This window comes from Nocardia sp. NPDC052316 (assembly GCF_044547795.1).
In the GTDB taxonomy this organism is placed as follows: Bacteria; Actinomycetota; Actinomycetes; order Mycobacteriales; family Mycobacteriaceae; genus Nocardia.
In genome coordinates this window covers 173,578-195,074 of the sequence record NZ_JBIUBB010000001.1, presented here as the reverse complement: position 1 = coordinate 195,074, position 21,497 = coordinate 173,578, and the positions used below count along the sequence as shown (strand labels likewise).

The following is a 21,497-nucleotide window of genomic DNA, read 5'->3' as shown; positions in this document are numbered from 1 at the left end:
GGGTGTTCAGAATTCCTTGAGGTAGATCTTGCCGTCGGTGCCGATGTGCAGTAGGTCCAGGCGGCCGGGGCCGCGACTGCCGACCGCTACCGCGTGATCGGTGACGCCGCCCATGTTCTCCCAACCACTCCAGCCGTGCTCGTTCGGGTCGAGCCACGCGTGATAGATCGAGGCGTCCGTGCCGCGGTGGAACAGGTCGATGCGGCCCGGACCCCAGGAACACGCCGCGAGACCGTGGTCGGTGACGCCGCCGAGCGAGTGCCAACGCGACCAGTGCACACCGGCGTTCTCGGTCCACTTGTGGTGGATGCCGTTGTCTCTGCCGACCGCGAAGACGTCGATCCGATCGGGGCCCCAGGTGGTCGCCGCCGGGGTGCGGAATCCGTTGTCGGGTGCGTCGTACCATTCGCCGCCGAGGGATTCCCAGCCCATGAAGCCGTGGTTGTCGTCGTAGTACATGTGCAGCATTTCGAACGGCGGGCCGGTGGCCGACAGCGCGAAAATGTCCATCCGCCAACGGCTCCGGCACGCCGCGGGTCCGGCGCCGATGCCGGCGGGCAGTGGGAAGACCGGTCCGAGGTCTTCCCACTGGGTCCACGAGTGCGGCCTGGTGCACGAGCGGTGCCGCAGCGACCCTCCGGCATTGATGAACAGATCGCGCCGATCGGTGATGCAGGCCAAGGCGGGCGATCCGAACAGGTTCGCGTCGCCGGGCTGGCCGATGTTCTCGTTCGACGCCCAGTAGTTGTCGCCTAGGTAGACGGCCTCATGCAAGTCGTCACGCTTGTCTCGAACGATGACGCGCAGGACGTCGTCCTCGCCGGCCGCGGTGAGTTGTCTGGGCTGCATATGCCAGGCGACGCTGGTCTCTTGCCATTCTGACCATCCCATGGCAGATCATCCTTTGCTGATGGCGACGCCCTCCTCGGGAAACTCGTCGCAATATTAGTCAGCTTCTCTGACTGATATTGTCAGTCTCTCGTACTAAAGTCAAGGGGAAACGTCGTCCCCGGCACCGCGCCTGCCGGGTCCGGCTGAGCACTGCTCGGCGTAGCGGATTGAGCGCTTTGCGATCCCTACGGGCTTGTCGGCGGCATAGAATTTCAGACACGCGCTACGGGATCGGGGGTACCGGTGGGGTTCTATTCGCGTAAGTCGGTGAACGCGGGTCTGTTGCGGATCAACGTCTCCAAGTCGGGTGTCGGTGCCAGCGTCGGTGTTCGGGGATTCCGAATCGGCAGCGGGCCGCGGGGCACCTACGTTCATGTCAGTGCGCATGGTCTCCACTACCGGCGGACGCTGTCCTCGCCGACTCGCGCTCAGGCTGACCCGCCGCCTGCCCGGGCGGCGCAATTTCGCGGGATGGACGCGGGCGACGAAACCGGTTTCGACGCAACGCAACTGGTGCCGACCGGGCCTGGCGCGCTGCTTGATCAGTTGAGCGCCGCGAGTCGCTATAAAGCGCTATTGCCCTGGGGTGCAGTCGCACTGGTGTTGACCGCTGGTGTCGCCGCGACATCGAAACTGCTGTGGATGCCGATCACGGTACTTGCCGCCGGTGTTCCAGGCTTGGTGTGGTTGTGGTGGTGGGACCGCCGAAACCGGACAGTCGCGGTCGCGTATGACGTGACCGGCCCGATCGCGGACTGGTTCAGTGAACTCACCGACGGCTATCGCGCGGTTGTCGCCCTCGGCGGAGCCTGGCGCGTCGAGGCATCGGTGTCTGTCGCAGGCACTTACGGATACAAGGTCAGCGGTGGCGCCGAAACTCAGATCAGCCGTAAGGCGCTGACTCGCAGCCTGAAACCGCCACGCGTGCTCGCCACCGATATCGCGGTACCAACGATCTCCTACGACCGCCGAGCACTGCTGTTCCTGCCCGACCGAGTCCTCGTCCGTTCCGCCGACAGCTGGAGCGACGTCGACTACCGGCATCTGCACGTCGAGTGCCACCGCAAGTGGGTGATCGAACCCGAACCCCCACCCCGCGACGGGATTCAGGTCGACACAACCTGGCAGTTCGTCAACGTGCGCGGCGGGCCCGACCGTCGATACCGCCACAACCCACTGGTGCCGATCATGGAGTACGGGCATCTGACGTTGACCAGTCCGCATGGTTTGCACTGGATCATCGACTGCTCACGCCCCGAGGTCGCAGAATGGTTCGCCGCCGCGCTCGCACGCCGACCCAGCTGATCTATATGGCGATGTCTCACAACGGGATCGGTGACTACTACCGCTGAGCGCCGGGGATAGCAGCGGATTACGGCTGCTTCGCTTTGCGCGGCGTGGACATCTCCTCCCACAGCGGGCCGAACACCAGCCACAGTCCGACCACGGTCCAGGATCGGCCGACCCACCACCACAGGTTGGTTGCCTGCTCGCCATCGGCGACGGTGACGATGATCAAACCCAGCGCCACGGAGGCGATCGTCGCGGCGAGCGCGGCGCGGCTCCATTCCTTCCACAGTGCCGCCACCTTCTCGGGCGTGCCCTTCGCCGGCTTCACCGGTGCCGGACCGCCGGCGAATCGGTGCGCGAAACGGACGTCTGCCCAGCGCACGATCGCAGGCCCGAAGGCGACGCTGACGCCGAGGTACACCCCGGCGAGTCCGTGGATCAGGCCGGGTTGCGCGCCGCGGTGCAGATCGACGGCGGCGGCCACGATCAGCGCGACGTCGAGGAGTGGAATTCCCCACAGCAATGCCGCGCCCACCGACCGCAACCGCAACAGGTACCGCGCGATCATTCCCGCCGCCAGCAATACCCACAATCCGACCTCGGACACCACGATCATGGTCGCGACCGGATTGTCACGAATAACGTCCAGCATTTCCGTCTCCACCTGTCTGAGGGATGTATTCGGCAGCACGGCGATCGTGGTGCCGCGGGCGGCAATGCGGGCCCATCCCGCGCTGAATCGAACGTAAAGCCCGGGTTGTCCCGGCGTCGTCCTCCGATCGGAGGACGACCGCACCCACATCCGGATGACTTTCGTAGCGTCTCGATACCGCTGAGCCGACGAGATGGCTTCGGCCGAGTGTGCCGGCCCAGCCGTCCCGTCGATCGGCACGGAACGTCGAATTCTATTGGCGGAGTGGAACTTCAGAAGGGATTAGCTGGGGCTTAACTTGCCGACGCGCGTCGGTTGTTTCGCTACGCTGACTCGTGAAACAACCCCGATACGCGATGGTCGGCTATCGGGGTGTCCGGTGCAGGTGTGTGGCGCTGCCACGAATGGTGTTATGTGGGAAGGGATATCGACTGATGTGGGCGCGGCGAATGGTGGCGGGGATGGTGTCGGCGGTGATCGGGGCGTTGGCTGTCGGGGTGGCGGGGGCTCCGGCACAGGCGGATCCCTTGCCGCAATTGACGACGATCGGCAGCACGCTGTACTCCTTCGGTGACGCGAAGCTTTGTGCGGGCGCGATCGATCTGGCGCTGGAGGCCGCGCCGGGTCGGCCCGGTCATGTGCTGGCGCATGTGACGCCGCGGGGTTATCTGGGTGGGCCGTGCGGCAACCGGGTGAAGCTGGGCTGGGTGGGCTCGGCGGGTGTGCGCACTCAGGATGTCTATGTCCAGACCGGTGCGACGCAGGGCGAGACCGAAACGGCCGACCTGTGGGTGGGGATGGGGCCGGCCAAGGTGATGGCGGTCTCCTGACCCATTCGGGGCACGTTCGCGGAGTGGTATCTGCTGGTGCCGTAACGGGCGCTGACCACGGCGGCTAATTGTCGAGCGGTGCATCCGAGGCGAGTCTCGATGATCGGCTCGAAGAGGGGTCGGATCCCGCTGGGGACAGGGCAGGAAACGCGGCCGACGGTTCTGAGGGAGAATACGGGCGTGAGCTATGCAATCAGGACGAAGTTCAGAGATCAGCTCGGGGTACCGGCGACAGCGGCGCTGACGGGTGCCGCGGCATTCGTCGGCTGCTAGCTCGATGTCGGAACGAGAAGTGCCTGGTCGCGGCTCCTCGCCGGGGTCCGGTGAGAACAGATTCGATGCCGTGGAACGGTTGCGAAGGAAGCTGGAAGGTATGAAGACGGGTGAGACCGGTCGCTCCGAGGCGGGAGACGGCGCGTCGAAACTCATTCGGTTGCCGCATCGTCCGCGGCGGATGACGGAGGACGCGGGCGAGCGTCCCCGTAAAACATGGCGTTCGGAAGGCGGCTCCGTCCACGATCCCGCCCCGACCAGGCCCGTGATGCGATCCGAATTGCAGCGGGAGACAGGGGCATGGCCGGTCGACCCTGGCGCGACGTGGCACGCCGCGCCGGAGGGTGAGCCGGGCAGAGCCGAACATGACGCGAGTGTGATCGATCTCGGCGCACTGCGGCGGAAGCGCACCGGCGACGACGCTCCGGCCACGGGCATGCGGCGCATGGTCAAGCCGCGCCGAATCGGCCCGGACAAACCGTAGCTCCGCGCACTCGGTCCGTTCCGGCGTCGTGGCCGATCTGTTTGGGCCACCGAGTTCCCGTGAGCCCGAATACGATGTCCGCCCTACCGGCATCCATCGAGTAGCAGTCGAATGGTGAGCCGCGGGTCGTACTGCGCGTCGACCATCTCCGCGCCGGCGCAGATGTCACCGATCGCTCGAAGCAGCTGGTAGGCGGTGAATTCCGCGGTGACTTCGCCTGCGTTCCGAGCGGCGGCGAGCAGCTCGTCGAGCACCGGCACGAGCCGATCGAGAAACAGCGCGTGCAGCGCGGTGAACGTGTCGGGGTCGTTGCGCATCGCCGCGGCGAGCCCGTGCTTGGTTACCAGGAAGTCCGCGAAGAGTTCTACCCATCGACGCAGCGCGGTGAACGGTGTGGCCGCCGACGCGAGCAGGGTGGGCCCGGCTTCGGCACAGGCGTCGACCTGGTGTCGATAGACGGCGACGACGAGGTCCGCGCGAGTGGGGAAGTGCCGGTAGATCGTGCCCATGCCGACGCCTGCCGCCGCGGCGATCCGCCGAACCGGTGCGTCCACCCCGTCGGTGACGAAGACCGACGCCGCGGCATCGAGTAGCGCCTTCTCGTTGCGTCGGGCGTCCGCGCGCTTCGCGGTCGACTCCACGCTGCCCTCCTTTCCAGGTTCAGGTTCCCCTTGCTAAGCGGAGCGCTGCTCCGTATATTCGGAGCAGCGTTCCGGTTAACACCTTAACCGGTGCTGCCTGCCGTCGGAAGCCGCCGCAGCCCGGCCGCGGCATTCATCGTCGATCGAAGGAACATCTCCATGTCCACACCTGTCCTGAGCGCCGTCCCCGCGCTGACCACGCCGATCATCAGCGTCAAGCCGGTCGTCCTGTCCGCACCGCAGCGCGGCGCCGACCTTCAGGTGCGCGTGTCGGCGCCCGCCGTCGGCACCGACCTCCCGGTCATCGTTTTCGCGCACGGCTTCGGCGAGTCGATGTCCGGGTACGACCCGCTGGTCGATTTCTGGGCCAGTAACGGCTTCGTCGTCCTCCAGCCCACGTTCCTCGACTCGCGGACCCTTGGTATCACCCCCGCCGACCCTCGGTATTCGAAGATCTGGCGCATCCGGGTGCAGGACGTCGGGCGTGTGCTCGACGAACTGGACCACGTCGTTGCCGCCGTCCCCGGCCTCGGCGATCGCATCGATCGCGAGCGCATCGCGGTAGCCGGACACTCCTGGGGCGGCCAGACCGTCGGCATGCTGCTCGGCGCGCGCGTTGTCGGCGCGGACGGCCTGCCCGGCCCCGACCTGACCGACGCCCGCGTGAAAGCCGGTGTGCTGCTTGCCACGACCGGCCTCGCCGGCGACGACTTGACGCCGTTCGCCGCACAGAACTTCGCCTTCATGCACCCCGACTTCGACGCACTGACCACGCCGACCCTCGTGATCGCGGGCGACAACGACCAGTCCCACCTCTCGACCCGCGGCCCCGACTGGTTCACCGACGTGTACACCTACAGCCCCGGGGCCCGGAGCTTGCTCACCGTTTACGGCGGCGATCACTCGCTCGGCGGAGTCCACGCCTACCACGCCAAGGACACCACCGACGAAAGTCCCGAGCGGGTCGCGCTGATCCGCACGGCGTCCTGGGCCTATCTCCGCAGTGCCCTCGGCATCGACGACACGGCATGGAAGCAGGTGCAGGCCGACCTCGCGGCGGCCGCCGACCCGATCGGGAAAATCGACAACAAGTGAGGCGCCGGCGATTTCCTTCCCCGGTCCCGGAAAGCTTCTGACGGACACCCGCGACCAAGACTCATGACACGAAACGCGGTGTTCCCGCCCGCACTCCCGACACGATCTGCACGACGGCCAGCACCACCAACAACACCAACACCGCGGTCCACGCGTGAGTCAGGTCGTGCAGCGCACCGGCCAGCACCGGGCCCACCGCGCACAGCGCGAACCCGGCGATCTGGCTCATCGCAGTCAGTTTCGCCGTCGTCTGCGCATCACGCGACCGCAGCAGCGGCAGCGAATACCCGATCGCGGTGCCCGCCCCCAACCCGGCTCCGAGCAGAATCATCCACACGATCGTCCCGCCGGTCGGCGAGATCAGCAGTCCCACAAAGGAGATGACCAACACCGCGCCGGTCGACGTCGCGGCCCAGACCTGCCGTTCGCTCCGATTCACCACAATGGACATGGCCAGCGCCGAGGGCACCGCAACCAGATTGGCCACCGAGAGCATGCCGCCCGCCCACGACGCGTCCATGCCCGCGTCCACGAGAATCGTCGGCAGCCACGCGGACACGGTGTAGAACAGCAAGGCGGGCATGGCGAAGAAGATCGTCACCGCCCAGGCCAGCGGCTGCAACCACAAGCTGCGCGGCGCGCCCTCCGGCGCGGCACCGGCGCCGACGTCGCTGCGAACCCGCAACTGTGGCAACCACACCAGCCACGCGACGACAACCGGCACCGCCCACAAACCCAGCGTCGCACGCCAGCCGAGGCCGGTGGCGTCCTGGAGCGGCAGCGTGACTCCGGAGGCCGCGGCCGCCCCGGTGTACAGGGACATGGTGTAGAGCCCGGTCAGCAGTCCGACATGCGCCGGGTGGTCGCGCTTGATCGCGGCCGGAACCAGCACATTGCCCACGGTGATGGCCAGACCGATGACCGCGGTCCCCGCGAACAGTGCCACCACGCCGGGCAGCAGCCGAATGCCGAAGCCCGCCAGCAACACCAGCAGCGCGAAGCCGATCGTGCGGTTGAGCCCCAGCTCGCGCCCGATACGCGGCGTGAGGCCGGAGAAGCCAACCCAGCAGGCGATCGGCACCGCCACCAGCAGGCTGGCCACGGTGCTGTTGAAGCCCTCCTGCTGCTGCACCTGCGGCATCAGGGTCGAGATCGCCGTGATGGGCGGCCGCAGATTCAGTGCGACCAGCGAGACGCCGACCGCCACCAGCCAGATCGGCACCGCCACAGCGGATCTGGCCGCGAGCGCCGTAGTGTCACCCTCCGACTCGGCCCTCACTGTCCCTCGATCGTCACCGTCGACCAGTCGAACGTGAGCTCCTCGAGGATGTCCAGCTCGCTGCAGAACTTGTGCAGCCCACTGAAATTGGACAGCAGCCGCTTGGTCGAGGTGTCGTGTTCGACCTCCTTCAGCATCTCGTGCCCGCCCTCGACGCCGACCAGATCGACGATGCGATGCCAGGTGGGGAAGTTGTTCGCGGCGAACGCCTCCAGCCCGTCGACCATCGCCTCCCGGAACAGGGCGCGCTGTGCCGGGCCGAGCCGGTGATAGACGGCCTTGGCGACCTCGTCGGCGATCGAGGAGTGGCAGTACTCGTCGCGGTTGTGCATGGTCGCGGTGATCTTGTTGATCGGCTGGATCTCGTCGTCCTCGGCGATCAGATCGAGGTAGGAGTTGATCGAGATCTCGGCGACCGTGGCGAAGGCGAGCGCGCTGAGATCGCGCTGCCAGCCCTGCTCGCTCCTGGCCATGCGCTGGCGGAGCCGAGCGGCCTTGTGCCCGAGCGGTAGTGCCGTCTCGGGCATCCGCCAGCCGCGGCGGCGCCGCATCACCGAGCTGGCATTGAGGTGCATGAGGGTGTGGTACTGCTCGTCGAGCATCGCCTGCGTCATGGCGGTGGTGAGCATGTCCATGTCGAGGCCGGTGTCGAAGGTGTCCTCGATGACCAGGGCGAAGGTCGGATTCACCACGTGCTGTTCGGTGTCCATGACGTGTTTGTTGAACGCCACCCAGCCCCAGCCGAGCATCCGCGCCTTGATGTCGGGATCCAGCGCCCGATAGGTCGGATGCTCCCGGAACGGGACGAGGCCCTCCGGATAATCGGGGCGGGCGGGTTCGAACAGCTCGTCCAGGTCGGGCTCGGGGCGCTTCACCATCGCGCGCCGATGCCAGTTGCCGGTGAGCCTGCTGATCACGGCATTCTCGACCGGGTCGTCGGGGTTGTGTTCCGGTAGCGACGGCAGGGCAGGACCGCCTCCGGGATTTTGCGGCGACGTCACGGCTATCCCTCCATTTCTCTGCGGCCACCCGTACCCGGGTGGTCGGCGGTGATCGCCTCGGCGAGGTCCTCGACGCTGGCGGCGAGTACCGCGCTCGACGAAATCTCGGTTCCCCAGCGTTGCTCGAGCCTGGCCCGGATCTCGACGGCGGCCAGCGAGTCGCAACCGACGTCGCGCAACGGACGTCGGCGCGGAATCCGTTGCGCCGGAAGGCCGAGTACCGCGCCGAGTTCGGCGGTCAGGGTGTCCAGCAGCCCGCCACCGGCGGGGACCTCCGGTGCGGGTGGGGCGGGCCGCGCGGAGACCGGCGTGTCGGGCACCGAATCGGCAGGAGTGAACCAGGTACGCCGACGCTGCCAGGGGTAGGTGGGCATCTCGTCCGGCATGCCGAACGCCGGGTATATCGCGGACCAGTCCGGATCGATACCGGCGGTGTAGAGGCGGGCGACGATCTCTGCGAGGCGAGCGGTTTCGGAGGTGTCCCTGCGTAATCCGGCCACCGCCGTACCGGAGGCACTGTCGGCGAGGCACTGCTCGATGGCCTGCACCAGCACCGAGTGCGGGCTGATCTCGAGAAAAACCGTTGGTCCCAGCGCGTTTTCGGCAGCGATCGCCTCGGCGAACCGCACGGTGCAGCGCAGGTTGTCGGCCCAGTACCGCGCGTCGAGATCCGGGCCGGACATGCGCTCACCGGTGACCGTGGATCGCAACGGCACGACCACCGGATCAGCCCGAAGCCCGGCCAGCGCGGTGGTCAGCTGCGGCTGCAGCGGATCCATGAACCGACTGTGCGAGGCGAAGTTGATCCGCACCCGCCCGGCACGCACCCCGGTGTCCCGCAGATCGGCGAGCAACCCGTCCAGCGCGGCACTTTCGCCGGACAGCACGGTCAGCCGCGGGCTGTTGCGCGCGGCCACCACGATCCGATCGCCGTAGCGCGCCGCCGCCGCCTCCGCCTCGGCGACCGGCATCGCCACGGCGACCATTCCGCCCAACCCGTCCGCCTGCGCGGTGAGTTCGCCACGGCGACAGATGAGTTCGGCGGCGACGGGCAGATCGATCGCACCGGCGACGGTGGCGGCGGCGACCTCGCCGAAACTGTGGCCGATGACCACATCGGGCAGGATGCCCCAGGAGCGCCAGTGTTGCGCCAAGGCGACCTGCATGGCCCACACGGCCGGTTGGATCACCGCGGTCTTCGCCAGCTCCGTGCCGTCGTCGTCGGCGAGCACCTTCAACAGCGACCATCCGGCCGCGGCGTGAATTGCCGCGGCGCAGTTCTCGATCGCGATGCGGAAGGCGGCCGAGGTGTTCAGCAGTTCGCGGCCCATGCCGACCCACTGGCTGCCGTGCCCGGGAAAGACGAACGCGACGCGGACTCCGCCGGTCGGCCGCTGCGTGAGCTCATCGGGCAGCTGGGCACGTAACGCCTCGGCCAGTCCGTCGCCGTCGAGCGCGGTCACCGCCGAGCGCCATTCGTGGTGTGCCCGGCCGCGCGCGGCCACGGCACACACCCGCCGTGCGGTGACCGGGTCCGCGCCGTCGAGCCGGTCCGCGTAGGCGGCCGTAAGCGCCTGTGCCGCATCGTGATCGCGCGCCGACAGCGGCAGCACCAGGGGCTGCGGCTCGTCATCGTCGTCCGGTGCCGAATCGACAGGCGGCGCGGTGAGCACGACGTGCACGTTGGTGCCGGACAGACCGAACGACGTCACGCCGGCGACCGGTGCCGAATCCTGCGGCCACGCAACAGGTTCGGTCGGCATCCGCAGTGGCGTGTCCGGTTCGAGCAGCACCGGATGCGGCTCGGTCAGCAGCGGATTCGCCGGAATCAGCCGATGATGCAGGCTCAGTACCGTTTTGATGAACCCCGAGATACCTGCCGCCCCCTCGGGGTGGCCGATATTGGTCTTCACCGAGCCGACCAGGCAGGGCCGCCCCGCAGGCCGCGTTCCGGCGAACACCCGGGACAGCGCTCGCAACTCGACGGCGTCACCGGTGTTGGTGCCGGTGCCGTGGGCTTCCACGTAATCCACCGCAGCGGGATCGATCCCCGCCCGGTCCAATGCGTCGCGCAGCAACCGCTCCTGCGCCTCCTGGGCCGGGGCGACCAGCGAACCGCCGCCGCTGCCATCGTTATTGCTCGCACTGCCCGCGATCACCGCATAGACGCGATCGCCGTCGGCGCGCGCCTGCGCCAGCGGTTTGAGCACCACCACGCCGACGCCTTCGGAGCGGACGAAGCCGTCGCCGGTGGCGTCGCCGAACCGGCAGCGACCCCGCCGCGACATCAGCCCCACCTGCTCGTAGATGGCGGCCAGTTCGGGCAGCAGCACCAGGTTCGCCCCGGCCGCCAGCGCGAGGTCCGAATCCCCGAGTTGCAGGCTCTGCCACGCCAGATGTACCGCGGTCAGCGATGACGAGCACGCGGTGTCGACCGAGACGCTCGGACCGCGCAGGTCCAGCGCGAACGAGATGCGGCCGGACAGGAACGAGGACAGCCCGCCGCCGGTGAGCGCGTGCAGATCGAGCGAACTCTGCCGGGACTGCAGTTCCCAGTAGTCCCGCCCCATCTGCCCGACGAAGACGCCGGTGCGGGTGCCCGCCAGTGCGGTCGGCGGAATTCCGGCGTCCTCCAAGGCTTCCCAGGCCACCTCCAGCAGCAACCGCTGCTGCGGATCCATCCGGTCGGCCTCTCGGGGCGAGATGCCGAAGAAGGCGGCATCGAAACCCTCGACGTCGTCGAGGAATCCACCGAAGCGGCGGAAGCCGGACGGCACCGCGGGCAGTCGGCCGAAGACGGCGGGGTGCTCGGTGCGCTGATCCGGCACCTCGGTCACCGCGTCCACACCGTCGACCAGCAGGCGCCAGAGGGCTTGCGGGTCAGCGGCTCCCGGCAGGCGGCAGCCGATGCCGACGACGGCTACCGGTTCGATGCGCCCGTGCCGGGCGGGCTGCGGGACGGCGGCCGACCGTGGCCGGTCGACCGGCGGCAGGAGTCGGCGTAACTCGGCGGTGATCATCCTCGTCAACTCGCGGCGATGAGTCCGGACGAAGAAGTGGCCGCCCGGTAATACGCGCGTTCGCACGGTCCCGTCGGTGAGGTCACCCCACGCGGCGGCGTCGTCCGGTGCGGCCATGGTGTCGTCCCGGCCGCTGAACACCACGATCGGGCACTCCACCGGTGCGCCGGGCCGATGCCGGTAGGTAGAGAACATTGTTACGTCCGCGCGCAACGCGGGCAGCGCCGCACGCAGCAGGTCTCGCTCGTCGCGCAATTCGGCTGGGGTGCCGCCCATCTCGAAGATCCGGTCGAGCAGCTCATCGTCGGGCAGTTCGTGCATGGGGTCCGGCGTCAGCCGGTGCGGTGCGGCCAGACCCGCCACCAGCAGCGCGACCGGGGCGGGTGCGCCGTCGCGGCGTAGCCGCAGTGCCACCTGATATGCCAGCAGGCCGCCCAGACTGTGTCCGAACAGCGCGAACGGCGCGTCGAGATGCGGGCGGAGCGCGTCGACGACCGCGTCGGTCAATGCGTCCAGCTCGGCGAGCGGCGGCTCGCTCGCGCGTTCCTCCCGGCCGGGCAGCAGCACCGGTAGCACGTCTACCCAGCCCGGCAGGTCCGGTGGCCAGCCACGGAAAACCGAAGCTCCGCCGCCGGAGTGCGGGAAGCAGAACACGCGCACCCGAGCCGAGCGGCGGGGCGGCCGGGACAGGTACGCGCTCATTTCGCCTGCCTCCGGCCGCCCAGCGAGCCCGCGATGATCATCTTCTGCACCTCGGAGGTGCCCTCGTAGATCCGCAGCGACCGGATCTGCCGGTACAGCCGCTCCGGCACGCTGTCGGCGACCAGTCCCGCGGCACCGAAGACCTGCACGCAGGCGTCCACGATGTGCTGCGCGTGTTCGGTGGCGTACAGCTTGGCGATGCTGGAGTGTTTCGCCGCCGCCGGGTCGCCGCGGTCGGCCTCCCATGCGGCGCGGGCCACCAGCAAGGCCGCCGCGTTCAGCTGAACCTCGATCTCCGCGAACGTCGCCTTCACCAGCTGCAGGTCGAACTGCCGAGCGCCGTACATCGACCGGTTCTTCGCGTGGGCCAGCGCGGCGTCGGCGGCCCGGCGCGCGAACCCGATCGCCGCGGCGCCCACGGTCATCCGAAACCGTTCGAGTACCTCCATCGCGATCACGAAACCGCCGCCCGGTCTACCGAGCACGCTGTCTCGCGGCAGACGGCAGTCCACGAAGTCGAGATCGGCGAAGGATCGGGGAGCGATCAGCGGAACCCGTTGTCCCACCGTCAGTCCCGGGGTGCTCGCGGGCACCAGGAACGCCGTCAAGCCCAGTGCGCCCGGACCCTCACCGGTCCGCGCGACTACGCAGAACAGGTCCGCGATACCACCATTGGCGATCCACGCCTTCTTGCCGTTCAGCACATAGCCGTCGGCATCCTGCTCGGCGCGCAAGCCGATCGCGGCGACATCCGAACCGACCTCCGGTTCGGAGATCGCGAACGCGCCGCACAGGGTGCCCTTCGCCATCGGCGCCAGATAACGCCGCTGCTGTTCTTCGTTGCCGTGCCGCACGATCGGCGTCGCGGCCAGGGCCTGGATCGAGAAGGCGAAGTCGGCGAGGTCGTCGGTGTAGGCCAGTGCCTCGCGCAGCAGGCACAGGGTGCGACAGTCGCCTGCCGCCAGACCCTCCGGTCCCGCGGCGGGATCCAGCGCCGCCAGCCAGCCGTGTTCGCCCAGGGCGCGCAGGATGCGTAGCCCGGTCGCGTCGGGGTCGGTCGTGGCGCGCGGGTCGTCCCACAGCTCGGTGTGCTCGGCACACCAGCTCTCGATCTGCCGCGCGCGCTGCACATGTCGCGGCTCGTAGAAGGGGAGGGCGAGGATGCCCGCGTCGAAGCTCATCGTTGCTCCTCGGACAGCGTGAAGATTTCGGTGGCGTGCACCGCCGGGTCACCCGGCCGCAGATGCAGGCGGCCGAGCCCCGGACACAGCACGACGGCCGCGACGGTGCGTTCGCGGCGGATGTCACCGTTGTCCGTGACATTGATCGGAGGTGCGGACAGCACGGCGAAATGGTCTTCCGGATCGGCGGGCACGACGGCGAGCCGGGTCCGGCACTGCTCGAGCCTGCGGATCGACGAATTGCGGGCGAACACGTTGATCTCGTCCCGCGCGGCGAGGTCGGGATGCAGGAAATGGTTGGTGTGCACCGTATTCAGGCCGTACTCGACTCTGAATTCCGAGTCGAGCACCTCGACAAAGGCGGCGGTGTCCTTGTCGCACAGCACGATATTGCGCGAACTCGCCAGCGGCAGTTTCCGCAACACGCGCACCGCTTCCTCGACGGAGCCCGCATGGTCGAGCAGATGCCGGATAGCGAGGTAGGGCGGCACACCGGGGCGCCACTCGCCGCCGAGCACGAGATTCAACCCGACCGCGAGACCATCGCTGTTGAGACCGAGGTAGCCGAGCAGCCCGCCGAAACTGAGCACGAGCACGCGCCGGGACGCCCCGGTACGCACGATCTCCAGCACACTGATCTGATCATCGAGATTGCCGTTGAGATCCACCGTCTGCGCCAGCACGGGTTCGGCACCGGCCACCGCGTACGTGGTGCAGTCCCCGGCGGTCGGAATCTTCTGATAGCCGAGGATTTCGCGGCGTAGTTGCAGCAACGCGGCCTCGTGCGGGTCGAGGCCCGCCCCGGCGGCGAGGCCACGGATCTCCTCGGCCAGATCCGGTGTCGCGGTGGTGATTTCGGCCAGATAGGCGTCGATCGTCGGCCGCAACTCGGTCAACGTCACCGGCTCGGGCAGGATCCGGTTCAACCGGCACAATCCGTCGTCCAGGAAGGCCCGCAGGTCGGCGGCTCTGGCCTTGCCGTGCTGATAGCCGAGGGCGAAGGAGTCACCCTCGGCTCGGACGAACGGAGTCCGCAGGACCGCGCTCATTCGACGGCGCCCGCCAAGTGCACCTTCGGATACGCCGCCAGTTTGCTTTTGACGCCGGGCCATTCGCCACGCAGCACGCTGTAGAAGATGGCGTCCCGGCGACGGCCGCCCGGCATCGGATTGAAGCTGCGCAGCACGCCCTCCTCGACCGCCCCGATATTGCGCAGGCCCCGGCGCGCCTGCTCGTTGAGCACGTCGGTTTTGAACTCCACGCGCTCCGCGCCGAGTCGCTCGAAGGCGTGCTCCAGCAGCAGGTATTTCGCCCACCGGTTGAGCCCGCTGCCCCGGAAGTCCCGGCCGAGCCAGGACCAGCCGATCTCGAGCCTGCCGTCCCGCTCGGCCATGTTCCCGTAACTCATGCTGCCCGCGGCCCGGCCGCTGGCCTTGTCCATGATGTAGAAGACCACCCGGCGCCCGGCCAGCTGATCATCGAGTGCCGCATCGAAAAACGCGTCGAAATCCGCTTCGGTCTCCACCAGTGCGACGAAGTACCGCCAGATATCCGGATCCAGCGCGATCTTGCACAACCCCGCCCGGTCCGTCGGCTCGATCGGCCGGAGCAGGACATGATCGTTCTCCAGCTGCGCGGGCGCCAGCTCAGCCCATCCCATGTCAGACCGCGCTTTCGGAGTGCCGGGACAGCGCGGCCGTCACGTCGCGCAGGGTGCGCATGGCGGCCACGTCCTCCTCGGTGAAACTCGCCAGCGAGACGCCGGTGTCATCGCAGACCGCGGTCAGGAACAGGACCTTGTTCAGCGAGGTGAGGCCGTAGTCGTCGACCATGTCGAGGTCCGGATCGAGCTCGTCGGGTGCGTTGTTCGACGCGATCACCTTCCGGAAGTTGTCGTGCACGGCCTTTTCCAGATCAGGCATGTGTTCTTCCTTTCTCGCCGATTTCCCGTCGATACTGATCGAGGATCTGCCGACGTTTCGGTTTGTACTGCGAACTGAGCAGCCCGTTTTCGATGCTGAACCGAGGTCGAGCGATCACCACCCTGGCGATGCGCTCGTCGCGCTCGAGCTCCTGGTTGGTGCGCTCGAGGTGTGCGGCGATCGCCGCTTCGTCGGCGGGTTCGCTGGTCGGGGAGACGACCGCGACGAGCTGGGTCTGCGTCGGGCAGAACACCACGCAGTGCTCGATGGCCGGACTGGCCGCCATGCGCTCCTCGATCGGCCGGACGATGACCTTCTTCCCGTTCGCCAGCACGATCACGTCATCGGCGCGACCCTGGATATACAGAAAGCCGTCGTCGTCGAGGTAGCCGATATCGCCGGTCCGGACCGTGCCGTCCGCGTCGAACACGCCCATCGAATGCGCGGTCGCGCCGTATTCGTATCGCCGCGCCACCGGGAAGTCGCTGCGCACACTGATGACACCCTCGGCGTCGAACAGCACCTGCTTGCCGGGCACGACGCGTCCGACGCTGCCTTCTTTGCTCGCGCCCGGATAGTTCTTGGCGACAATGCAGGTCTCGTTCATGCCGTAGCCCTCGTAGATGGGCAGCCCCAGGTTCGTGAAGAAGCGCAGCATGTCCGGACCGGCCGGCGCGGAACCGGTCCACAGGTAACGGATTCGGTCTCCGAACAGCTCCTTGGCCGCCACCTGCGGATCGGTCTGGGCCGCCAGATGCCGTTTCACGGTCTCGTAGAAGCCCGGCACCCCCATCACGACGGTGGGCCGCACCTGTCGCATCGCCGTGAAGGCCGCTTCGTAGGTGCTCACCGTGACGTCGTGGCCGAAACACAACGCCGAATAGATCCAGTACCGCTGTTGCAACAGGGCCAGCGGCAGAAAGACGAACAGATGATCGCCGGGGCCGTGTGCGAACATCCGCTGCACGGCACGCAGTGAGCTGTCGATGCTGCCGACGCTGGCCGCCAAGCCTTTCGGCACCCCCGTGCTGCCCGAGGTGAACTTGAGGGTCGTCGCCTCTGCGCTGTCGTACCGAACCTCGGGCAGCGGGCCGGCCGGTTGTTCGGCGAGCACGCGAGCCTCGCTGACCGGTCGGACACCGGCGGCGGTGGACGGCTGATCGGTGAACAGCAGCTTCAGGTCGTAGCGGGCGAGCAGCTCCTCGTCGGGTTCGAACTTGCCGGGCTCGAGCCCCGCGGTCACGGCTTTGCAGCGCAGCGCGGCGAGATCGAGCAGCACCCACTCCAGACAGTTCGCGGCGAGGATGCCGATCCGATCCCCTTGCCCCACACCCAATTCGCGGAGTCGGACCGCCAGGCGTTCGGCACCGGCAGCCAGCTCGCGCAGTTCGATCGTCTCCGTCTTACCCAGCCGTGCGAAGGTCGCGTGGTAGCCGGCCGGGGGCGGCGTCGTGACGATCTGGTTGATCACCGAATCCATCAAGCGCTCCCCACCCCGACCGGCTCCGCCGCCTCGAGCGAGGGCTCGGCGAAGAACTCGCGCACCAGGTCCACCCGGGTTCCGGCGGGCACGAGTGCCACGGTGTGCGGCCATTCGTTCGGGCGCTCCTCGCCGAGGGCCGCGCCGAGCCGCCCGGCGAACCGCGGCAGCAGCGGTGTGGCGCAGTGGGCGAGCAACCGCGCCGCGGCGAGTTCCAGCGCCACCGCGGTGCGGGCCTCGTCGTACCACTCTTCGGCCGTGGCCACGGCGCTCTCCTGCTCGACGAATCGTTGGGTGTCGGTGACGATGCCATGCAGTTCCGCGGCCGCGACCGCGAGCGAGAACCCGTCCGGACCGAGGGCGGCGGTCACCGCGGCCAGCCGCGCGCCAAGGCGGCCGAGAAATGCCGTGTGTTCCGGGGTCCAGATGCCGGCGTCCGGGGCGTGGCCGCCGTATCGGGTCCGGATGCGGTGTCCGAGGTCGTTGAGCCACTGTTGCCAGGTGCCGATCAATTCGTCGCGTACTGCGGCCGTATAGCTTTCGCGAGTGAAGTTGGTGCGCCGCGACTCCGGCCGAGTCCGGGAAAGGAAGTACCGCACCCCGTCGACGCTGTCCGGCGACAGGATTTCCTTGCCCCAGATGGCATGCCGTCGGCTGGTGGAGAATTTGCCGCCGTCCAGGAGGTAGAACTCGTTGACGTGGTAGTCGATATCCGGCTGCCAGTCGGGGAAGGCCAGCCGGTACAGCACGGGATACAGGATCGAGTGGTAGAAGCTGTTGTCGTAGCCGAAGAAATGCACGATCTTCCAGTCCTGCTCGGGCTCGTCCGCCCGCCAGTTCCGGCCCAGTCGCCGACCCAGCGCCGAAATGCCGTGCAGGAAGCCGTAAGACATCTCCGGCCAGACCCAGATGACCTGCCCGTCCACGCCGGGGTCGGCGGGCGGCACACCCCAGCTCGCGGGGTGGGTCATCGCCACGTCGAGCCGGGGGCGGGCGAACAATCGGCCGGCCAGTTCCCGCAGCCGCGCCGGAACTCGGCCCAACCGGTGATGGGCCGCGAGTTCGGTGGCGAACTCGTGCAACGGAAGTGTGAATCTGGTGATCGTGTCGATGCGCGGGGTCGCCTGCGAGCGCTTCGATTGCGGATCGGTCAGATCGACACAGGAATTGGGCTCGCCGCACCGCTCGCAGATGTTTCCGCCGGTGACGGTGCCGCAGCCGGGGCAGCCGCCCGTCACGTCGACCTCGTACAGGTAGTCTTGCGTCGCGCCGTCGAACAACGCTGCACCCTCTTGGGGCGCAACCGATCCCGACTTCACGAGGCGGGAGAAGTACGCCTGCAATCCGGCACGGTAGGTGGGGTCCGCATCGGTCACCGTGTATTGGTCGGGCTCGATGTCCATCAGCCGCAGCGTCTCGGCGATCTCGGCGCTGTAGTACGCCGCCGTCGCCGCAGGATCCTTGCCCTCCTTCTCGGCCCGGTCGACCACGTAGCTCTGGTAGTCGTCGCTGCCGGTGAGGTGCCAGGCCTGCGCACCGTTCATCCGCTGGAATCGGACGAACACATCCGCCCCGAGATACGGGCCGGACAGGTGCCCGAGATGCAGATCCCCATTGGGCGTCGGCGGCGTGGAGAACACGAAGATCGGCCGCTCGCCGAAGCGTCGCCGGTCGCTGCGCCCGCTCGCCGCGCGGGCGGCCCGGCCCGGATCACGCCAGTACAGGTCGAAGAACACCAGCTCGGTAGACCCGGTGTTCTCCACGACGTGGGTCTCGAACGGATCGAACAGCACGGCCATGCCGGGGGCGACGGCGTGCCGCCCGCCGTCCACGATGACCTCGCCGTGACCGCTGACCACCAGGAACAACTCGGTCTCGTCGTGCTGGTGCGGATCGGAGCGGCCGCCGGGCGGGACCCGCGCCCAGCCTGCGCCGAAGCCGAACCCATCGATCGAACTCATGTCGATGCCGAAAGCGGAGTGCAGTTCGGCCGTGTCGAAACGATTGATGATCACGCGGGACTCATCTCCTTCGGTGGCTGAGTTGTCTGCCCGTCCAGTTGCAGCAGGCCGACGGCCTCGGCCGCGATCGCCGGGGCGAGCCGGTAGCCCGAACCGTTCGCGGCCCCGGCGAAGATCACTCGTCCGGCCTGGTCGAGCGCGCGCACCTGCGGCTCCCGATCGGCGCTGTAGGCGTCGCAGAAGACGCGGCCGCCTGCGACGCGTTCGGCCAGTGCGGGCGAGTATCGGTGCAGCAGCGGCATGGCCGCGTCGAGCACGCTCGCGTCGAGCCCGTCGGACACGGCGTCGGGGTCGACATCCCACTCCTGGTGGGTGTAGCTGAACAGCCAGTGCCTGCTGTGCCGCAGCGGCAGCAGGAAGGCGTCCTCGTCCTGGAACACGACGACGCCGTCGTCGCGTCTCGGCTCCTGGTCGATGTGGATCGCGACGACCTTCTTGACTCGCGCCTGCAGCGGGGCGACGAGGTCGCGCCATGCCGGATCGGCCAGCCAGGGACCGGGGGCCAGCACCACGTGTGCGGCCGTGCACGTCTTCCCGGTGCTGAGCCGGATCAGCACCTCGGCGCCCGCGTCCTCGACGGCGGTGACGCGCACGCCTTCCCGGAAGGTGACGTGCGGGCGTAGTTCGCGGGCGACCGCCTGCGCGACCGCGGGCACATCGGCGTAGTGGCATCCGTCGCCGCGCCAGACGCGGGCACCGTGCGGCAACCGGACGAGGTCGCCCGGCACGGTGTCCGTCGGTGTCAGCGCGGCGCGGTCGAGGTAGACCTCGTCGAGCTGTGCGGCGGTCTGTGTCGCCACCACCGTCATGCCGAGCGAATGTATCGGCAGGGCAGGGTGTTTCGAGGCGAGGTCGGCGTAGAAATCATGGCTGTACGCGGTCATCCGCCGCACCCGCTCGGTCGCGCCGCGCGGAAAATGCAGCCCCGCCGAACGCCTGCTGGCTCCGGTGCCGATCCCATCCCGGTCGAACACCACCACGGAGCTATCGGGGGAGCGCGACATCACCTCGCGCGCAACCAGGCAACCGACGATGCCCGCGCCGATGACGGCGACGGTGTGGTTCGTCATCGCTCTACGCTCCTGGCGTCGGGAGCCTTGGCCGACCATTCGAGAAACGAGTCGTGCGGGTCGTCGGAGCGGATGCCGCGCAGGCGATCGGCTATCCGTTTGCTGCGCCAGGCGACGAGGCTCAGATTGGCGTCGGCCAAGCCGCGCTGTCGTCGGGCGCCGTTCTGCAGGAAAATGTTTCGGTCGGCGGGGCCGTCCCAGCACACGGCGAAATCCGAGTCGATTTTGTATTCGTCGCGGTCGCGCTCCAGCCGGTCGGCGACCGGGGACAGGAACTCCATGCCGTCGGCGTGGAAACCGGTCGCCCAGACGATCACGTCGGCTTCGGCGTGCTCGTGCACGCCGGGTTGGTCGTTGTGCGTGAAGGTGATGTCCCATCCCGATCCGGGATCGCCCGTGACCCGCAGCACATCGCGGTTCGGGTAGAGAGCGACCAGATCGGTGGCGCCGTCGACGAAGTGGTGCAGGTAGATGCGCTGATAGATCTCGCGCAAGGTGGCTTCGGAGATGCCGTCGCTGGTCAGCACATGGGCGGCGTTGAGTACGTCCCGGGACGCACCGGGCAGGCCGGCGAAGTACTCCGAGTAGTCCGGCATGTAGTAGTCGTTCGTGAACGGCGAGTCGTCCAACGGAAAGTAGTTGCGGCGCCGGGATATCCAGCCGACCCGGCGCGGCAGCTCGGTGCGCGGACGGGAGATCAGTTCGAGAAATGCCTCCGCTCCGGACTGGCCGCCGCCGATCACCCAGACTCGTCGGCCCGCGAGTCCGACTGCCTTGTCGGCGAATTCGCTGATGTGGAACTGGGTCGGTCCGAGCAGTTTTTCGGCCACCGGTGGAACATAAGGCTTACGGCCGACACCGATAACGACGTTGTCGGCCTTGACCGTGCGGTTGCCGGTGCGTAGCAGGAAAACGCCATCGAATTCGATGGAGCGGACCTCTTCGCCGAAGATCAGGTTCTCGTTCTTCGAACTGACCCACTCGAGATAGTTTCGGAACTCGCTGCGTGGTACCGCATCGAATTGCGCATTGAGATAATGGTATACCCGGCCGTGGGCATGCAGATAGGACAGGAAAGAGAAGCGGTTCGTCGGGTCGGAGAGGCTGACCAGGTCTTTGAGCATGGAGACCTGGAGCGAGGTGTTGGGCAGGAGTTGGCCGTCGTGCCAGCGGAAGTCGCGCCGCTTCTCGAAGAAAAGGTTCGACACGTCCGGCTGTTCGTACAGCAACGAGGCCAGGCTCAAGTTTGCTGGTCCGATACCGATGCCCACGCATCGGTAATGTTCACAATTGTCGGTGAGCGAGCTCTGGCTCATTACGCCTCCTGCCCCTCGGGGCCAGTCCCCGGTGTGCATACCGAGTGAATCGTCGGTTGCGAATTCGCAATACTCGCCCACATGAGGCGGCTTTGCTGCATGAATAGAACCCCCCTCGATCAGCTGGAGCCCTGTTTACCACTTCAGAATCCGCGGTAATATCCTCGAACTCAACGCTAGCGGGTGGGGGAGGCGTGCACAAGAACGGTGAAAGTTTTTGCCGGAGTTCGGCGCGACGCTGACGATGACGGGTGTGAACCCCTAAGGGGTTGGCGCGGTAGGTCTTTGGGATATGGCGGTATTGGCGTAACCTCAGGGGTGAGCGACGACCGATAGGGCGCTGACGGGG

The 21,497-nt window shown here is 67.7% G+C and carries 18 protein-coding genes and 1 pseudogene; 5 read left to right on the top strand and 14 right to left on the bottom strand.

Features of this window, described 5'->3' with window-relative positions:
• Window positions 1-6: 6 nt before the first annotated feature.
• Window positions 7-891, bottom strand: coding sequence for a hypothetical protein (locus tag ACIHA7_RS00850; protein ID WP_397284177.1), 885 nt, complete (start codon window positions 889-891; stop codon window positions 7-9).
• A gap of 243 nt (window positions 892-1,134) precedes the next feature.
• On the opposite strand from ACIHA7_RS00850, the pseudogene ACIHA7_RS00845 reads away from it, so the two are divergent.
• A pseudogene (locus ACIHA7_RS00845) lies at window positions 1,135-1,281 on the top strand (DUF4236 domain-containing protein); the annotation flags it as partial.
• Between the two features lie 81 nt (window positions 1,282-1,362).
• On the top strand, window positions 1,363-2,196 hold the full coding sequence (locus tag ACIHA7_RS00840; protein WP_397286575.1) for a hypothetical protein: 834 nt from the start codon (window positions 1,363-1,365) through the stop codon (window positions 2,194-2,196).
• Between the two features lie 67 nt (window positions 2,197-2,263).
• Here ACIHA7_RS00840 and ACIHA7_RS00835 read toward each other — a convergent pair whose 3' ends face one another.
• On the bottom strand, window positions 2,264-2,833 hold the full coding sequence (locus ACIHA7_RS00835; RefSeq protein WP_397284175.1) for a hypothetical protein: 570 nt from the start codon (window positions 2,831-2,833) through the stop codon (window positions 2,264-2,266).
• Window positions 2,834-3,294: 461 nt separating this feature from the next.
• On the opposite strand from ACIHA7_RS00835, the gene ACIHA7_RS00830 reads away from it, so the two are divergent.
• Window positions 3,295-3,663, top strand: coding sequence for a hypothetical protein (locus tag ACIHA7_RS00830; protein ID WP_397284173.1), 369 nt, complete (start codon window positions 3,295-3,297; stop codon window positions 3,661-3,663).
• A 373-nt stretch (window positions 3,664-4,036) separates the two neighbouring features.
• Window positions 4,037-4,420, top strand: a complete 384-nt coding sequence (locus ACIHA7_RS00825) for a hypothetical protein (RefSeq protein WP_397284171.1) — start codon at window positions 4,037-4,039, stop codon at window positions 4,418-4,420.
• Between the two features lie 83 nt (window positions 4,421-4,503).
• On the opposite strand, the gene ACIHA7_RS00820 is transcribed toward ACIHA7_RS00825, so the two are convergent.
• Complete coding sequence (locus ACIHA7_RS00820) at window positions 4,504-5,061, bottom strand: TetR/AcrR family transcriptional regulator (protein WP_397284169.1); 558 nt, start codon at window positions 5,059-5,061, stop codon at window positions 4,504-4,506.
• A 159-nt stretch (window positions 5,062-5,220) separates the two neighbouring features.
• On the opposite strand from ACIHA7_RS00820, the gene ACIHA7_RS00815 reads away from it, so the two are divergent.
• On the top strand, window positions 5,221-6,156 hold the full coding sequence (locus ACIHA7_RS00815; RefSeq protein WP_397284167.1) for an alpha/beta hydrolase family protein: 936 nt from the start codon (window positions 5,221-5,223) through the stop codon (window positions 6,154-6,156).
• A gap of 61 nt (window positions 6,157-6,217) precedes the next feature.
• Here the strand turns inward: ACIHA7_RS00815 and ACIHA7_RS00810 are convergent, their stop codons facing one another.
• The 11 genes from ACIHA7_RS00810 to ACIHA7_RS00760 are packed head-to-tail and all read right to left on the bottom strand — an operon-like array spanning window position 6,218 to window position 21,103.
• Window positions 6,218-7,435, bottom strand: coding sequence for a CynX/NimT family MFS transporter (locus ACIHA7_RS00810; protein WP_397284165.1), 1,218 nt, complete (start codon window positions 7,433-7,435; stop codon window positions 6,218-6,220).
• Window positions 7,432-8,436, bottom strand: a complete 1,005-nt coding sequence (locus ACIHA7_RS00805) for a diiron oxygenase (RefSeq protein WP_397284163.1) — start codon at window positions 8,434-8,436, stop codon at window positions 7,432-7,434. Before ACIHA7_RS00805 ends, ACIHA7_RS00810 begins: the two co-directional genes overlap by 4 nt.
• Window positions 8,437-8,438: 2 nt before the next feature.
• On the bottom strand, window positions 8,439-12,158 hold the full coding sequence (locus ACIHA7_RS00800) for a beta-ketoacyl synthase N-terminal-like domain-containing protein (protein WP_397284161.1): 3,720 nt from the start codon (window positions 12,156-12,158) through the stop codon (window positions 8,439-8,441).
• Entirely contained in the window at window positions 12,155-13,339 is a 1,185-nt protein-coding gene (locus ACIHA7_RS00795) for an acyl-CoA dehydrogenase family protein (RefSeq protein WP_397284158.1), read from the bottom strand. The genes ACIHA7_RS00800 and ACIHA7_RS00795 overlap by 4 nt, the downstream gene beginning before the upstream one ends.
• Complete coding sequence (locus tag ACIHA7_RS00790) at window positions 13,336-14,388, bottom strand: C45 family autoproteolytic acyltransferase/hydolase (protein ID WP_397284156.1); 1,053 nt, start codon at window positions 14,386-14,388, stop codon at window positions 13,336-13,338. The genes ACIHA7_RS00795 and ACIHA7_RS00790 overlap by 4 nt, the downstream gene beginning before the upstream one ends.
• Window positions 14,385-14,999 carry a GNAT family N-acetyltransferase gene (locus ACIHA7_RS00785; RefSeq protein WP_397284154.1) on the bottom strand — a complete coding sequence of 205 codons (615 nt, stop codon included), beginning with the start codon at window positions 14,997-14,999 and terminating at the stop codon, window positions 14,385-14,387. Before ACIHA7_RS00785 ends, ACIHA7_RS00790 begins: the two co-directional genes overlap by 4 nt.
• Before the next feature lies 1 nt (window position 15,000).
• Complete coding sequence (locus ACIHA7_RS00780) at window positions 15,001-15,261, bottom strand: phosphopantetheine-binding protein (RefSeq protein ID WP_397284152.1); 261 nt, start codon at window positions 15,259-15,261, stop codon at window positions 15,001-15,003.
• Window positions 15,254-16,741 carry an AMP-binding protein gene (locus tag ACIHA7_RS00775; RefSeq protein ID WP_397284150.1) on the bottom strand — a complete coding sequence of 496 codons (1,488 nt, stop codon included), beginning with the start codon at window positions 16,739-16,741 and terminating at the stop codon, window positions 15,254-15,256. Before ACIHA7_RS00775 ends, ACIHA7_RS00780 begins: the two co-directional genes overlap by 8 nt.
• Window positions 16,741-18,756, bottom strand: coding sequence for a class I tRNA ligase family protein (locus ACIHA7_RS00770; RefSeq protein ID WP_397284148.1), 2,016 nt, complete (start codon window positions 18,754-18,756; stop codon window positions 16,741-16,743). The genes ACIHA7_RS00775 and ACIHA7_RS00770 overlap by 1 nt, the downstream gene beginning before the upstream one ends.
• Window positions 18,753-19,832: an NAD(P)/FAD-dependent oxidoreductase gene (locus ACIHA7_RS00765; RefSeq protein WP_397284146.1), complete on the bottom strand. Its 1,080-nt coding sequence runs from the start codon at window positions 19,830-19,832 to the stop codon at window positions 18,753-18,755. The genes ACIHA7_RS00770 and ACIHA7_RS00765 overlap by 4 nt, the downstream gene beginning before the upstream one ends.
• Window positions 19,829-21,103 carry a lysine N(6)-hydroxylase/L-ornithine N(5)-oxygenase family protein gene (locus ACIHA7_RS00760; RefSeq protein ID WP_397284144.1) on the bottom strand — a complete coding sequence of 425 codons (1,275 nt, stop codon included), beginning with the start codon at window positions 21,101-21,103 and terminating at the stop codon, window positions 19,829-19,831. The genes ACIHA7_RS00765 and ACIHA7_RS00760 overlap by 4 nt, the downstream gene beginning before the upstream one ends.
• Window positions 21,104-21,497: the final 394 nt, after the last annotated feature.

What these genes read in the sequence shown, in the direction of transcription:
- ACIHA7_RS00815 (WP_397284167.1), top strand. Translation starts at nt 5,221, where the DNA reads ATGTCCACACCTGTCCTGAGCGCCGTCCCCGCGCTGACCACGCCGATC.
- ACIHA7_RS00780 (WP_397284152.1), bottom strand. Translation starts at nt 15,261, where the DNA reads ATGCCTGATCTGGAAAAGGCCGTGCACGACAACTTCCGGAAGGTGATC.
- ACIHA7_RS00850 (WP_397284177.1), bottom strand. Translation starts at nt 891, where the DNA reads ATGGGATGGTCAGAATGGCAAGAGACCAGCGTCGCCTGGCATATGCAG.
- ACIHA7_RS00775 (WP_397284150.1), bottom strand. Translation starts at nt 16,741, where the DNA reads ATGGATTCGGTGATCAACCAGATCGTCACGACGCCGCCCCCGGCCGGC.
- ACIHA7_RS00765 (WP_397284146.1), bottom strand. Translation starts at nt 19,832, where the DNA reads ATGACGAACCACACCGTCGCCGTCATCGGCGCGGGCATCGTCGGTTGC.
- ACIHA7_RS00800 (WP_397284161.1), bottom strand. Translation starts at nt 12,158, where the DNA reads ATGAGCGCGTACCTGTCCCGGCCGCCCCGCCGCTCGGCTCGGGTGCGC.
- ACIHA7_RS00795 (WP_397284158.1), bottom strand. Translation starts at nt 13,339, where the DNA reads ATGAGCTTCGACGCGGGCATCCTCGCCCTCCCCTTCTACGAGCCGCGA.
- ACIHA7_RS00785 (WP_397284154.1), bottom strand. Translation starts at nt 14,999, where the DNA reads ATGGGATGGGCTGAGCTGGCGCCCGCGCAGCTGGAGAACGATCATGTC.
- ACIHA7_RS00835 (WP_397284175.1), bottom strand. Translation starts at nt 2,833, where the DNA reads ATGCTGGACGTTATTCGTGACAATCCGGTCGCGACCATGATCGTGGTG.
- ACIHA7_RS00840 (WP_397286575.1), top strand. Translation starts at nt 1,363, where the DNA reads ATGGACGCGGGCGACGAAACCGGTTTCGACGCAACGCAACTGGTGCCG.
- ACIHA7_RS00825 (WP_397284171.1), top strand. Translation starts at nt 4,037, where the DNA reads ATGAAGACGGGTGAGACCGGTCGCTCCGAGGCGGGAGACGGCGCGTCG.
- ACIHA7_RS00790 (WP_397284156.1), bottom strand. Translation starts at nt 14,388, where the DNA reads ATGAGCGCGGTCCTGCGGACTCCGTTCGTCCGAGCCGAGGGTGACTCC.
- ACIHA7_RS00830 (WP_397284173.1), top strand. Translation starts at nt 3,295, where the DNA reads ATGGTGTCGGCGGTGATCGGGGCGTTGGCTGTCGGGGTGGCGGGGGCT.